The organism is Paenibacillus sp. MABNR03 (assembly GCF_050455445.1).
GTDB classification, from domain to species: domain Bacteria; phylum Bacillota; class Bacilli; order Paenibacillales; family Paenibacillaceae; genus Paenibacillus; species Paenibacillus xylanilyticus.
Map to the genome: position 1 here is coordinate 1,532,383 of NZ_JBCIYR010000001.1, position 13,410 is coordinate 1,545,792.

The window sequence follows — 13,410 nt, forward strand, 5'->3', positions numbered from 1 at the left end:
TTGTCCGCCACATATCGATTGAATTAACCTGCTCGTAAGCTGACAAAAGGCAGCCAGTCATTTAGCTGGCTGCCTTCTTGTAATGATGGAGCTAGCATTTCCGAGTTAACTTAATAAATCTCGAATTATCAGCTACCAATACCTTTTTTTGATTTCATCCTCTTGTTCGTGTTGGGCTAGAGAAACGTACAATCAGTTGGACATCCTAGGTTCTCGAAAACTGTACGCGCGGCAGAATCTACTGGCAGGAAAACCTCAATTTGCGGATACAGGCGGCTGCCTTCGGAAATCGAAACCTGTCTGTAGCGAATGGGAACAAGCTCGCTGGTGCTTTCCATTCTGGCTAGTATGGTTTGTGTATGATCAACCATTGTCTCTGCATCCGGTTCAATTAGATATTCATCCACGTTATATTTCTGAACTCTATCAAGCAATTTTTGATACCATGCATCATAACGCGAGAGCATGTGCTCCCTCTTGAAGGTGTGTATCCCGTTTTTGGCGTGCTGCTCCCACTGCTTAAACGACGATTTGTCGAAAGTGGAGCGGGGCCGGATTGGCAAATCGGAATTAAAATGAAAATCGACTCTATTCATCAAAGCGTCATATGAACGGTCGAGAGGGATATCGAACAAATGACGAAACGGCTCGTTAACCCCCTTGATGTCCTGTGTATGTGTTACGATCATGGAGGGAAAAGGAATGCTACTCATCGTTTGCTGAGCCCACTCCAATGCACGCTCCAACGGCCGCCCCTCCATTTCGGTCTGGATCGGAAGATAGCCGGCTGCCAATAGTAAATCGTTACGCTCGTCGGATGAACACTCAAGGTAATCAGCAATATGGATAATCGTCTGACGATTTGGTATGCGCCGGGTACGTCCAACCAGCAGATTTTTATACGAAGGAAAAGCCTCATCATTCAGCTCTTGTTGAGTAAACCGTTTCAAGGACGGGTGAGGTTGGTCTGCAAGCTTCTGCTGACGTTTCATCCGCAGCGCTTCAATTTCTCCCATTACGAGCTTATGTCTGGATTTCTCCGTATCTATATCCATCTTCTATTCCCTCCTTTTATGAAGTGTACTTCTGCACTTGGGTCAAACATTTATCTAAAGTATACTCCTCATTGAAAGAGAAAGTCATTTAATCACACACAACCATACATGGAGGAGAAACCATATGATTCGTACAATTGTAGTTGATCCGCTTGCCCCGTCACATTTCGCGTTCAAGGAAGTTGACGCCCCCCAGGCCAAGCCTTGGGAAGCGCTCGTTCAAGTGAAGACCGTCTCTCTCAATCGAGGTGAAGTGAAAGACGCTAAGGATCAGGAAGCATTCAGCCGCCCCGGTTGGGATTTCGCCGGAATTGTCATTGAGCCGGCCAAGAACGGCGAAGGTCCACAAAAAGGGGCCAGGGTTGTTGGATTGCTCCCGATGGGAGCCTGGAGCGAACAAGTTGCTGCCCCCTTATCGATGCTGGCCGAAATCCCAGAAAAGTTAACTTTTTCGGACGCGGCGACCCTCCCCGTAGCAGGGCTCACGGCGCTCTATGCACTCCGCAAAGGCGGCATGCTGCTTGGCAAACGTATTTTCATTACAGGCTCTACCGGCGGGGTTGGGCTATTCGCCCATCAGCTTGCGGCCCAATCCGGCGCATATGTCGTAGGTACGGCAAGCACGGAAGAGAAGGCCGATCTTGTTCGGGAGACTGGATCCGACGAAGTGATCATTGGATATTCCGCCATTTCATCAGCCCGCAAATTCGGACCGTACGATCTGATCATCGATTCAGTAGGCGGCAATACACTAGCAGCGTTACTACCGCAGCTAGCACACCAAGGGGTTTGCGTTGCGGTAGGATTTTCCTCTTCAAATACCTCAACGATCGATATGATGAATCTGGTGACCAGCGGAGGAAGAACCTTGTACAGCTTTTTTCTAGGTGAGGAACTCACCCGCCAATCAGTCGCGGACGATCTGAGTTTGCTAGCCCGACTGGTTACAGATAAGCGGTTAATCCCCCGGATCGAAGTGGAGGCTCCTTGGACGGAAATTAACACCGTTGCCCAGAATATGATGGAACGTAAATTCTCAGGCAAGGCCGTGCTTCACATAGCTTGATCGTATAAGCTTGCAACAAACAATGCCAGTAATGCAGTACTCCCTCACTCGTTTCGAGTAGGGAGTATTTCTGCTTTTCAAGTGAACCCGGCTTAAAGTTCCTACACCAGAAGGAGATCAGGTTGCATGCTCTTTCATCTCGAACTGTTCGATTCCATTCGCCGGTTTCATGATTTCTTCGATCAAGATTTGGAATAAGCCTGCCTTTTTTGATGAAGGTGTCTTTCTTAACTTTGCTCATATACCACGCATGGATTACAAACGATAGGAGACTCCCGATAAACTGAAAATAGAGCGCTGCATGACTGCTATCAATAAAGAACTTGCATTTGCTACTGCAAGAATGGCAAATAATACATCGAATTGTAAAGGCTTCGGCTCTCCCTACGGGACTAGCTATGCCAATACGGGGATCAACAATAAAATCAGACAAGTGAAAGTAAACAAACCGACAAATCCGAAATACTCACTGATCACACCTATGTGGGAATATGTGTGTTCCATCTCTATTGGAGTGGTCATAATCAATGTCTTCGTCTGCAACCTCCATATGTATCATACAAAAAGAAGCCGATTGACCTGTTCTTTAATTGGAACTATACTTTGTAGCAAAGAGGGTGAATAGATGAAACAAATAAGCAGTCGCTTTTCGATGGCTGTCCATATTCTCTCTATGATTACGTTGGACCCCATATATAGCACAGGCGACCGAATTGCACGAAGCATCAATAGTAACCCTGTTGTAATTAGAAGGATTATGGCCCAGCTCAAAAAAGCAGGGTATATTGAAACAAAACCTGGAGTCGCGGGGGCTTCTCTTCGGGTATCTCCCGAAAGAATAACCCTACTGGATATCTTCCAAGCAGTCGATTCTGTGGAAGGTAATCAGCTTTTCAATTTTCATAAGGACACTGACCCCAATTGCTCTGTAGGAATGAACATTGAATCGGTTCTTTTACCACAACTCTCTAACGCTCAGAAGGTCATGGAGCATGAACTCGCTTCTGTTACCCTAGCTCAGATTGTGGAGCAAATTCGGAACCAGGCAAATGTAAAATAAAGCTACTCCACGCGTGGAGTAGCTTTATTTTATTTTTAATTCATCATTAAATAACAGTCTTTACAGGCTCAACATATTCAATAAAACAGCCATCTGGATGCTGCACAAAAACGCTTGGACCAATAGGACCATATTGATCCCTTACTATAACGGTATTTTGTTTTTTTAATTCTTCCTTCAATTCGGTCATGGAATCAACATACACCACGGCACGGAGTGACCTAGCAGGCTCCATGGCCTCGACACTTCCAGATACAATAACGTAAGGGTATACTGTGGCTAAAGACAAGCCAGCTTCGGGAATATCCCACGTGCGATCCATAGATCGGTTAGCAAGAGATTCATAATAAGCAACGGTTGATTCCAGCTGCTCGGTAAAAACGGGGATAAAATGATTTATGATTTTCATGTTTGCCTCCGATTTTTGTTTTTTAGTCATAACCATAATGGTTATAACTGACTTAGTTATACATAAACAATTTGATCTTGTCAAACTTTTTTTGGTAAGTATTCTCATAATGTTGTGTACTTGTTTCGTCTACTTGACAGATGCATGGTGACTCACTTCCTGACCATGACACGTTAGCTTGGAAAATAGGACTAACGCAAGATCCAGATTGATAAATTGTTTAGTACCTCATTTTATCAAACAACAACAATTTTTTTGCATTTCTCTGCCCCATGCGTTACTATTTTTATATTGACAAATTTGCAGGTCTACATAAGGAGGTTACACGCCATGTCTCCCCGTACCAAAGAACAAAATGAGCTTATACGCATACAGCGCAGAGAACAGATCCTGGACGTTGCCGCGCGCTCCTATTTTCGAACGGGCGGAAGCTTTGATATTCGTGACGTTGCCCGCGAGGCAGAGCTTGGTTACGGCACAGTGTACCATTATTATCCCAACCGGCATTTATTAATAGAAGATGTGTTGTGTAGCGGATTTGAGAGATGCGAGCAAGTTATCGCAGAATGGGCGAACACCAGCGATAGTCACCCGGATGACAGGCAGGTGTTGTCCTATTGTAAAGCGCTGCTCCTGCTCTGGCAATCGGACGCTCGTGCATATCTTGTCTACAAAATGGCGGCGGAACATTATGCAGGCTTGCCTGAGAAAGATCGCTACTACGCCAAGAGAAGATTTATGGAACGGTTGTATGTTCCTCTGCAATCGATCACCAAGTGCGAAGATGAGAGCGTCAACCATATGCTTGCTGTGCTGGTCGGCTGCTGTGGACTGTACTATTATGCAGGCCATTCCGACCTTGACGTCGATCGAATTGCCCGTCTCGCCATGCAAGCTATTACGAAGGAGTCCTGATACGAACATGGTCATTCTAAAAAGCAAGTATGAAATTGAGGCTATCCGGAAGGCATGTCAAGTGGTGGCAGAATGCCATCGTACAATCGCCCCGCTTATCAAACCGGGCATTACCACTAACGAGATTGATCGCATTTTCGAGGACATTATGATGAAGCACGGCGCAAAGCCATACCAGAAAGGCTATAAGGGCTATCCATATGCGACCTGTGCTTCCACCAACGATGTGATCGCGCATGGCTTCCCAAGCAATAAGCCACTTGAGGTAGGCGATATCGTGACGATCGACACGGTCGCTGAACTCGATGGCTGGCTCGGTGATTCGGCTTGGAGTTATGCGGTTGGGGATATTTCGCCGATGGCAAAGAAGTTGATTCGCGTCACAAAGGAATGTCTTGACCTCGGCATCGCGCAGGCGCAGCCCGGCAATCGGCTCGGCGACGTGACAAGCGCGATTCAGAGGCATGCGGAATCGCAAGGCTTTGGAGTCGTACGCGACCTTCTCGCCCATGGCATCGGCCGCGACCTGCACGAGGAGCCGACTTATATGCATGTCGGCAAGCCTGGAAAAGGCCTTCGTATCAAGGAGGGTATGGTGTTTACAATTGAGCCCATGATTACCGAAGGCACTTACTTCATGACAATCGATCCGGACGGCTGGACTGCACGGACGAAGGACAACAAGCTTGCCGCCCAATACGAGCATACGATCGCTATCACGTCTGAAGGTCCACAAATTTTGACCATGCAATAGAACAAATAGAGGTCGACCAACAAAATGGTCGACTTCTTTTTTTGTATTTGGCATAGCATCTTTATTTAACCCCATGGCGTTATTTTACTTAAATTGAATAAGCGGCTCTCTTGTCTTAGTTGAGTTAATACTCTCAGCGGATCTCATAGCTCAACTGTTGAGCTGATACCTTAAGATTTTCAAGAAATTCCTAGTTATAAATAGGTAACCTCTATGGATAAAAGATGGTAAATTGTATCCTAGAAGCTCATCAAGATATACTCCACATCGTTTGTGGAGGTATTAAACCATGCAGACTGTGTTATTATTTACAGATGAGCATGCTCTAGCACCTCAAGAAATCGTTCAATTGGGAGGTACTGTAGATCAGAGGCATCACCATTCCGCTATGATTGTTTCTCTTCCAAGATACATTTCTCCCGCCCAGTTATCTTATTCATCCACACTCCCCCCTGAGAAATAGGAACAAGAGCTTTCATCGGTCATTGAAGCTTTTCAGATGTTTCAATCCCTTAATTTGTTACTTACAACAGATTCCGAACTAGATAAAAAATCGTCCGCTATAATTACTCCAAATGAAAAACTCCTGCATAATCAAATCAACCCTATCTCTACTAGTAGATACATGAACGGAAAAATAGCGGTAGCCATAATTTTCGTCACTGTTGAGATTTGACGAGAGGGAAGTGTTGAACGAGAATACATATTTATCCAAGGGTTGGAGCAGGTAATTCATCAATTTTTATACGAAGTAAGCTGTAAGGTTTTTGTCGCATATCTTTTCCGTAATGAAATCTTGCCTGCCTATGTAATTGGTTCACAATTACATATAAGTATTGATCCGGACCAATAGAAAAAGTATCCGGCCATAAAAGTCTGGGATCATGGGCGATGGTTTCCATGATTCCACTCGGCAATATCTTTCGAATACTATCGTTTTCATAGTCTCCAGCGTAAACGTTTCCTTTTGCATCCGTGGTCATCCCATCCGATGCGCCCTTCTCTCCCCAATAATGCACAAGGTCACTTAACTTGAAATCCGGTATCGTTCTGTCTCTTAAGGCTTCTGTTGAGATCGAGTATAGTTGGCGACTGGTTAATGGACAAAAGAATAACATTTTTCCGTCCGGGGAAATGGCTATACCATCAGAGGCCAATCGAAAGGGAGATGTCGAACCATCCGTGTTTCGATTCATCAAAATTTTACCTTCCACTTTCGGTACAAAATACGGATCGGGTGAGGTTGAGCTTGCTCCATGCAACCGTCTATACGCATTTCCGTTTTCTAAATTTACGACGATAATAGCGCCTGGACCATTGGAAGAAGAATCCGTTATATATGCGTAACCTGCTTTACCTACACGAAAATCAAATCGGACATCATTCAGATACGTTGTCGGCAAGACTACATCTTCTGCAAAGGTATATACTTTTCTTATTGTATTTGTTTTTAAATCTACCGCGACTAATTTTGCCCCTCCCTTAATAGGCTCAGAAAAATTGGGTGCAGCCGTATCCAGTACCCACAGGGTCCCCCTTCCATCTGCAACTACACTTTGGACACTGATGAAGGACATAGCGATATTCAATGGGTTGAGCAAATTCGTTTCTACATTAGGATAAGGCTGCAACTGACCCTCAACAATTTCCGCTACCGTATATGTAACGTCATCTCCCCATTTCGGAAAGCAAATAAAGATACGCCCCGTTTCGGATACACTAACGCCTGTAGGCATAGCCCCATAAAATGTATGAACGAGTTCAAACTTACCGAAATACTCTTCCATAGGTAACATAGGTTTTATGAAATCCTCCTCAACATAATTGAATAGATATTACCTATAGTATGTTTATGACATTCTCTAATGCCTGGCCCTTAATCATTCTTTTTATACGTATTTTTGAAAATGTCCGAGACATCTTAAAAAAACAAAAAAACTTCGGCGCAAGCCGAAGCCTTTTGGTGGTTCTCCGTGTCCTAGGCAAATAGTTCCCCCGAGCGTCAACGCAGGGCATTTACCCATGGGATCAGCACCAAGAACGTTTTATTGTTGGTCAGGCAGACGTAATGCGTTTGCTGAAGTTTGCGCTTGATCTAAAAATTCCTCTGCTCGGGTCAATTGCTGCCGGGCAGTCTCCAACGCTTTTGAATTTGTTGCCGCATTAGATTCACTTATCGAGCTTATTGCCTGATTTAAAGCGGTCTGAACCTCAGAAACCGAGTTAGATGAATGCTGCTCCAGCGTATTACCACTCGAATGAAGTGTACCTTCTGCCGGTTTTCTTGCATTTTCGGTGCTTAAATCAATTTTGTTTTTATTGGGCACAGTAAATCCTCCTCCCTTTCCAAGATCATATAGACAAAAATAAGTATCGGATTAGGATTTTGTTTATATTCCTGCAACTGCATGGGAATATCCGGATCTTCCATCTCCCGCAATCCATTTTAGTATAAGATCCGATTCATTGGAAAATCTAACGTTGATGAAAAGGAGGTGATCGTTTCTCAATGAATAATCCAACGCTAGCGCCGCACGAATCGATGGAACTGCATGAAGCGTTAAACTTTAAAACGCTGTGTCTCGCTAAGTCAAAACTTATGCAAGGCCTGGTCTTTGATCAAGAACTAAAAGCCTTAATGCAGAAAGACGTCATTCAATCCATACAACAGATCGCCGAGCTGCAAGCAATTTACGCGAAAGCTCCTTTCCAAGCGCCTGTTCCGAATAGTCCGACACCTATAACACATTAAGGGGAGCTCAAATGAATACCGATTATTTAGACCCGATTAATTCATTAAATATGCCGGAAATGGCAGATATGACTTTTGCCATGGACTTCCTTATTCGTGCCAAGGAAGGTGTGCGTAATTTGTCCATCGCCCTGACGGAAACAGCTTCACCGGATGTAAGAGCCCTGCTACACAATCACCTTAAGCAGGGAATTGCAATGCACCAAGAAATCTCGGAGCTCATGATTCGCAAAAAATGGTTCCATCCTTACGAGCTGAATGAACAGTACCAACTCGACCAGCTTTCGGCGAAAAATACGGTGATGATCGGGCAGATGAATCTGTTCCCGGATGATACGTCGCGTAAAGGCATGTTTGATCGGACCCCAGATGAACATATTGGAGGACATAACGCATGAAGGCGGTAACGTATCAAGGGATTAAAAATGTCGTGGTCAAAGAGGTGCCGGATCCGAAGATTGAGAAACCGGACGATATGATCGTAAAGGTTACCAGTTCCGCCATTTGCGGTTCCGACCTCCATCTTATTCACGGGATGATCCCTAACCTTCAGGAGAACTATGTCATTGGACATGAGCCGATGGGAATTGTAGAAGAAGTGGGCCCAGGCGTGACAAAGGTAAAAAAAGGCGACCGTGTGATCATCCCGTTCAACATCGCATGCGGAGAATGCTTTTTTTGCAAAAATCAGCTGGAAAGCCAATGTGACAATTCAAACGAACACGGGGATATGGGCGCATATTTCGGTTACTCCGGAACGACCGGCGGATATCCTGGCGGGCAAGCCGAGTATCTACGGGTTCCATTTGCTAATTTTACCCACTTTAAGATTCCCGAAAACTGCGAACAACCGGATGAAAATCTGAGCTTGATCGCTGATGCCATGACGACGGCATTCTGGAGTGTAGATAACGCTGGTGTTAAGAATGGAGATACGGTCATTGTGCTCGGATGTGGTCCAGTCGGACTTCTGGCTCAGAAATTCTGCTGGCTCAAAGGAGCAAAACGGGTCATAGCCGTTGACTATGTCGATTACCGCTTACAGCATGCGAAGCGAACTAACAATGTGGAAATCGTAAACTTCGAACAGGATAAGAATATTGGGAACACTCTCAAGGAAATGACCAAAGGCGGCGCTGATGTCGTGATTGATGCGGTAGGAATGGACGGTAAGATGAGCGATCTCGAATTTCTGGCCAGCGGTATGAAACTGCAAGGCGGAACCATGAGCGCATTTATCATTGCATCTCAGGCGGTCCGCAAAGGCGGCACTATCCAAATCACTGGGGTATACGGCGGACGTTATAACGGTTTCCCGCTCGGCGACATCATGCAGCGAAACGTGAATATTCGTTCAGGACAAGCCCCGGTCATTCACTACATGCCGTATATGTATGAATTGGTTACGTCCGGCAAGGTGGACCCTGGTGACATTGTTACGCACGTCATTCCGCTCAGCGAGGCCAAGCAAGGCTATGAAGTGTTCGATACCAAAACGGACAATTGCATTAAAGTCATCTTAAAACCTTAAATATGGATATATACATGGAGGACAATCTGAATGAATGCCAATTACGCTTTGCATGAGATGCTCGAGGTGCATGAAATAGCTGCGTTCAAGACGGTTTGCTTGACTAAATCTAAAACCATGCAAGCTCTGGTAACCGACCCGGAGCTCATGCAAATTTTGCAACAAGATGCGACATTATCACAACAGCAGCTTCAGGAGCTCGGTGGAGTGCTGTCTAAAGTGACTGTATAGGAGATAAAAAAATGAATCCAATATTAGAACACATAACAGGGCTTCATACGCTGACGGATGACGTCATCGCAATGGACCTTTTGATGAACGCCAAAAGCGGCGTCAGAAACTACGCCATGGCCGTGACCGAATGTGCCACCCCTGAAATCAAGCAAATTTTGATGAAACAGCTCGATGAGGCCATAGACTCTTACGAAAAGATATCTAATTACATGATGCAGCATGGCTTATACCATCCCTATCATATTCCAGAGCAGATCCAGCTCGACCTGATAAACATTCAGACCGCTATGAACATTCCGTCCTGACACCATTTTCCGTTCCCGCAAAATGATTAAAACACAATGGTTAAGACCGTTTCTGATTTAGCCGGAGACTTCAGAGAGCAAAATGTCCCGTATAGTCAAACAGGTTCATGTCAAAGACTGGCGCATCCCTTATGGCATCAAACAGGAAATCACACAGAAATTTTACAAAAAGCCCCTCCAAAAAAATGCGGAGGGGTATTGGCTACGAGGAAGCAAAAGTTTTCCGTCAAGTACATCATTGTCATCTGACCTTTAAAAGTCTACAAAAAAGCGTTCCTGTGCAGACTTTTAGAGGTCAGAGGTAAGTTGTTTTCAATATAATACCATTACCATTTACTGAACTATCCTGCCCGTTGGTTGATATGAGAGTTTATCAACTATTGTTAACAATTAAAGGATGACGATAAAATAGAAAAGAGCTGCTAATGCAAAACGGTATAGAGCAAACCACTCCAATCGGAGTCGCTTGATTAGTCTAATAAACGTCACTACCGCGATCATAGCCACAAGGAAGGATACCAAAAAGCCGATGAGCATGAGATACAAATCGTCTAGACTAAGCAAATTGCGGCTATCGTATAAATCCAACAAGGTAGCACCAAACATAACAGGTACAGAAATAATAAACGTAAAATCTGCGGCAGCTTTTTGGCTAGTTCCGAGCAGAAGGCCACCAGAAATCGTCGAACCCGATCTCGAAAAACCCGGCCACAAAGCCAAACATTGGAATAAGCCAATCCCAAATGCTTGTTTGTAACTAATCGTATCAACGCTATTTTTTCTCTTACTCCGTGCTGCGATGATCATTAACAACCCACCAGCAACTAGACCAATTAAGACAGGCGTTGGGCCGAATAATTGGCTTTTTATAGTGTCTTTTAAAAGAAGATATACGATTAATGCTGGTAACATAGCCAAAATCATATGTATTACGTTTAATCCTTTCCTTTTTGAAAATTCCATTTTAATGAAATTTGCCCCAATTTCCATATAACTTTTCCAATAAAGAATTAGAACTGCCATCACTGCACCCAATTGTATAACAATTTTAAAGGTTATTGCCGCGTCTCCCTCAAAATTAAGCAAATTGCCTGCTAAAATAAGATGTCCAGTAGACGATACTGGTAAAAATTCTGTTAAACCTTCTATGATGCCAAGTATTATTGCTTTTAGTACATCAGTCATTAGAAGATATCCCCTTTACGAAAATAAACTGGTTCAATAAGTTCAAGTATAAGGGTTAATAACAATATATTCCCATCGTTTCGCATAACAATATTGAGTTTAACGTGACATTATTGTCACCTACCCGTTAGCTTAATGAAAAAAAGAAGTAGCTGCCAACGGGCAAACTACTCCCTGGATATACTATGACTAAACCGTGGTATCGAAGTTACCGTGCAGTCCTTACGGAATAAAATGATAAAAGTTCCATTGCGCCATCATCAAAGCGAAGCCAATAAACAGCACCCCTGTAACAATATTCCACACTTTCTTCCATATCAATGATGGACGTTTAACAATGGAAACTCCCAATAATACTGTGCCAAGCAAGGTCAGTGCCCAATTTATAGAGATCCCAAAGTTCATTTGGTCCACGGTCACGTTTTCATTGATCAAAGCATTCACCACCTGATATATGACATTGGCTACCAAAAGTGTACCGCACAAGATTACAGATGACATGATGTGACTGGTTGCGGACGAAGCGCCCTTTTTACTACGCTGAAGCCATCGAATCAGCAGAACGAATGGAGCAACCAGAAAGAATGCGATAGCCAAGATAGCCCATACCAAATAGATGATCAAGGCAGGAAGCGAACGGTTTCCCTTGATCGGTAATATATCCGTGGCGATCCCCTTGCTCAATCGTTTTACACCTTCATCAGAAATTTCCGCATACAGAATCGGTGCCAATCTTTCAAATCTTGGACTGTCGGATCTGGCAAATTGGTAAACATTCGGACGTATCTGTTTGAGTTCTCCCGTCATGCCCATTACGCTTAGTATAAGGTCATGCTCACCTTTCGGTTGTACTCTAATCAAACCCAGGTAGTTAATAACCTCATGGTATGAAGAGTAAGTGCCACCCGACTGTACATAATATCCGGCCAGTTCCCCTGATGGAGACAATTCGGCAGGGGGAACAGGGTTTTCAGCTTTTTTCGTACGGTCCTGTATCAGCAGATTAATGATCCCAGAGGTTAGCTCCTGCTCTATCTCCATATTCGTCAAGACGACGATACCAAGCTGCTCCTCGGGAGCGATTGCGATGTTGCCGGAGAATCCCTTAACATTCCCACTGTGGCCAACGACGTGAGGCTCTGCCCGATATTCCCAGAAGCCGTGCGCATTCGACAGGATCTCTTCGTGCGGGGTATAACTCCGGGAGAGCATCTTCCTTGCGGTGTCCGACCGGTTGAACAGCGAACTATCTGGTGCATATAGTGCCATAGCGAACCGAGCTAGATCCTCCGCCGTCCCTTCCATGGCTCCCGCAGGATACAGAGGAACATAATAATGTGCTCTTGCTTCAAACCCTCCTTCCCGCTTTCTCGCATAACCTGTTGCTTTTTCCTTCAGCAGATCCCGGTGATCCGCTAAGGTAGGATGACCAGAACTATGATTCATTCCAAGAGGCTTAAGGATATGGTTCATCTCGTAGTCGGAGAATGATTGCCCGCTCACCTTCTCTACCGCTAGGGCAGCCAGTGCCGTGGCAAAGTTGGAATAGGCTATTACTGTGCCGGGTTCATAAATTTGTTCCGGCTGGTTAGACAGTATCGTTTCTTCCAGGGAGGTCAGACTCTCTTCTGACCGCGTAAATGTACTTAGCGGATGCTGCTCATAGCCTGCGGTGTGACTCATAATGTCCAGTATAGTCACCGGCTTGTCGTAGCGTAGTTTCTCCGCGACCTCTTTTGGGAAATATGTTCGAATGTCTTGATCTAGCCTCATCTTGCCTTCTTCCACCATCTGCATCACAGAAGTCCAGACAAACGCTTTATTAATGGATCCATAGGCAAATACGGTAGAAGCAGGATCGACAGCAGACTTACGCTCCATATTGGCATAGCCATAGCCTTTGGAGAAAACAATCTTGTCGCCCTTTGTGATCACAACCGCAGCGCCGGGAGTTGACTTTCCAATGTGGGAATTGACGTAGTTATCAATCTCCTGCCCCAGCCCGCTATAGGGAATTCCAGAAGGGGTTTCTCCTGATTCTATTAGATCTGTGGCATAGGCCGGAACTGAGAACTGAGAAAGAAGACATACACTAATACAGAACAATATAAACGACCTAAGTAGTTTAACATTCACCTTGGGTG

15 protein-coding genes are annotated in these 13,410 nt (G+C 44.7%); 9 read left to right on the forward strand and 6 right to left on the reverse strand.

Annotated elements, in window-relative coordinates; translation table 11 throughout:
• Positions 1 to 176 precede the first annotated feature (176 nt).
• Entirely contained in the window at positions 177 to 1,055 is an 879-nt protein-coding gene (locus AAIH57_RS06520) for a hypothetical protein (RefSeq protein ID WP_430020997.1), read from the reverse strand.
• Positions 1,056 to 1,179: 124 nt separating this feature from the next.
• Here AAIH57_RS06520 and AAIH57_RS06525 point away from each other — a divergent pair, with 124 nt between their 5' ends.
• Both AAIH57_RS06525 and AAIH57_RS06530 read left to right on the forward strand, forming a co-directional pair.
• Entirely contained in the window at positions 1,180 to 2,121 is a 942-nt protein-coding gene (locus tag AAIH57_RS06525) for a zinc-binding dehydrogenase (RefSeq protein ID WP_430020998.1), read from the forward strand.
• A gap of 625 nt (positions 2,122 to 2,746) precedes the next feature.
• Positions 2,747 to 3,181 carry an Rrf2 family transcriptional regulator gene (locus tag AAIH57_RS06530; RefSeq protein WP_430020999.1) on the forward strand — a complete coding sequence of 145 codons (435 nt, stop codon included), beginning with the start codon at positions 2,747 to 2,749 and terminating at the stop codon, positions 3,179 to 3,181.
• Between the two features lie 46 nt (positions 3,182 to 3,227).
• On the opposite strand, the gene AAIH57_RS06535 is transcribed toward AAIH57_RS06530, so the two are convergent.
• Positions 3,228 to 3,590 carry a VOC family protein gene (locus AAIH57_RS06535; RefSeq protein WP_175398719.1) on the reverse strand — a complete coding sequence of 121 codons (363 nt, stop codon included), beginning with the start codon at positions 3,588 to 3,590 and terminating at the stop codon, positions 3,228 to 3,230.
• A 330-nt stretch (positions 3,591 to 3,920) separates the two neighbouring features.
• On the opposite strand from AAIH57_RS06535, the gene AAIH57_RS06540 reads away from it, so the two are divergent.
• Together AAIH57_RS06540 and map are read left to right on the forward strand one after the other, a co-directional pair.
• Positions 3,921 to 4,505, forward strand: coding sequence for a TetR/AcrR family transcriptional regulator (locus tag AAIH57_RS06540; RefSeq protein ID WP_430021000.1), 585 nt, complete (start codon positions 3,921 to 3,923; stop codon positions 4,503 to 4,505).
• Between the two features lie 7 nt (positions 4,506 to 4,512).
• A complete protein-coding gene (map, locus tag AAIH57_RS06545) occupies positions 4,513 to 5,259 on the forward strand; it encodes a type I methionyl aminopeptidase (RefSeq protein WP_430021001.1) in 747 nt (248 codons plus the stop codon).
• 707 nt (positions 5,260 to 5,966) lie between these two features.
• Here map and AAIH57_RS06550 read toward each other — a convergent pair.
• Positions 5,967 to 7,055, reverse strand: a complete 1,089-nt coding sequence (locus tag AAIH57_RS06550) for an L-dopachrome tautomerase-related protein (RefSeq protein ID WP_430021002.1) — start codon at positions 7,053 to 7,055, stop codon at positions 5,967 to 5,969.
• A gap of 249 nt (positions 7,056 to 7,304) precedes the next feature.
• Positions 7,305 to 7,586 carry a hypothetical protein gene (locus AAIH57_RS06555; RefSeq protein ID WP_430021003.1) on the reverse strand — a complete coding sequence of 94 codons (282 nt, stop codon included), beginning with the start codon at positions 7,584 to 7,586 and terminating at the stop codon, positions 7,305 to 7,307.
• A 182-nt stretch (positions 7,587 to 7,768) separates the two neighbouring features.
• Here AAIH57_RS06555 and AAIH57_RS06560 point away from each other — a divergent pair, with 182 nt between their 5' ends.
• The 5 genes from AAIH57_RS06560 to AAIH57_RS06580 are packed head-to-tail and all read left to right on the forward strand — an operon-like array spanning position 7,769 to position 10,081.
• Positions 7,769 to 8,011 carry a spore gernimation protein GerQ gene (locus AAIH57_RS06560; protein WP_175398724.1) on the forward strand — a complete coding sequence of 81 codons (243 nt, stop codon included), beginning with the start codon at positions 7,769 to 7,771 and terminating at the stop codon, positions 8,009 to 8,011.
• Positions 8,012 to 8,022: 11 nt separating this feature from the next.
• Positions 8,023 to 8,409, forward strand: a complete 387-nt coding sequence (locus AAIH57_RS06565; RefSeq protein ID WP_175398725.1) for a spore coat protein — start codon at positions 8,023 to 8,025, stop codon at positions 8,407 to 8,409.
• Positions 8,406 to 9,542: a zinc-dependent alcohol dehydrogenase gene (locus AAIH57_RS06570; protein ID WP_430021004.1), complete on the forward strand. Its 1,137-nt coding sequence runs from the start codon at positions 8,406 to 8,408 to the stop codon at positions 9,540 to 9,542. The genes AAIH57_RS06565 and AAIH57_RS06570 overlap by 4 nt, the downstream gene beginning before the upstream one ends.
• A 30-nt stretch (positions 9,543 to 9,572) precedes the next feature.
• Entirely contained in the window at positions 9,573 to 9,773 is a 201-nt protein-coding gene (locus tag AAIH57_RS06575; protein ID WP_175398727.1) for a hypothetical protein, read from the forward strand.
• An 11-nt stretch (positions 9,774 to 9,784) separates the two neighbouring features.
• Entirely contained in the window at positions 9,785 to 10,081 is a 297-nt protein-coding gene (locus AAIH57_RS06580) for a spore coat protein (RefSeq protein ID WP_430021005.1), read from the forward strand.
• Positions 10,082 to 10,471: 390 nt separating this feature from the next.
• Here the strand turns inward: AAIH57_RS06580 and AAIH57_RS06585 are convergent, their stop codons facing one another.
• Both AAIH57_RS06585 and AAIH57_RS06590 read right to left on the reverse strand, forming a co-directional pair.
• A complete protein-coding gene (locus AAIH57_RS06585) occupies positions 10,472 to 11,266 on the reverse strand; it encodes an undecaprenyl-diphosphate phosphatase (RefSeq protein WP_430021006.1) in 795 nt (264 codons plus the stop codon).
• Between the two features lie 222 nt (positions 11,267 to 11,488).
• Positions 11,489 to 13,402 carry a serine hydrolase domain-containing protein gene (locus AAIH57_RS06590; protein ID WP_430021007.1) on the reverse strand — a complete coding sequence of 638 codons (1,914 nt, stop codon included), beginning with the start codon at positions 13,400 to 13,402 and terminating at the stop codon, positions 11,489 to 11,491.
• Positions 13,403 to 13,410 lie beyond the last annotated feature (8 nt).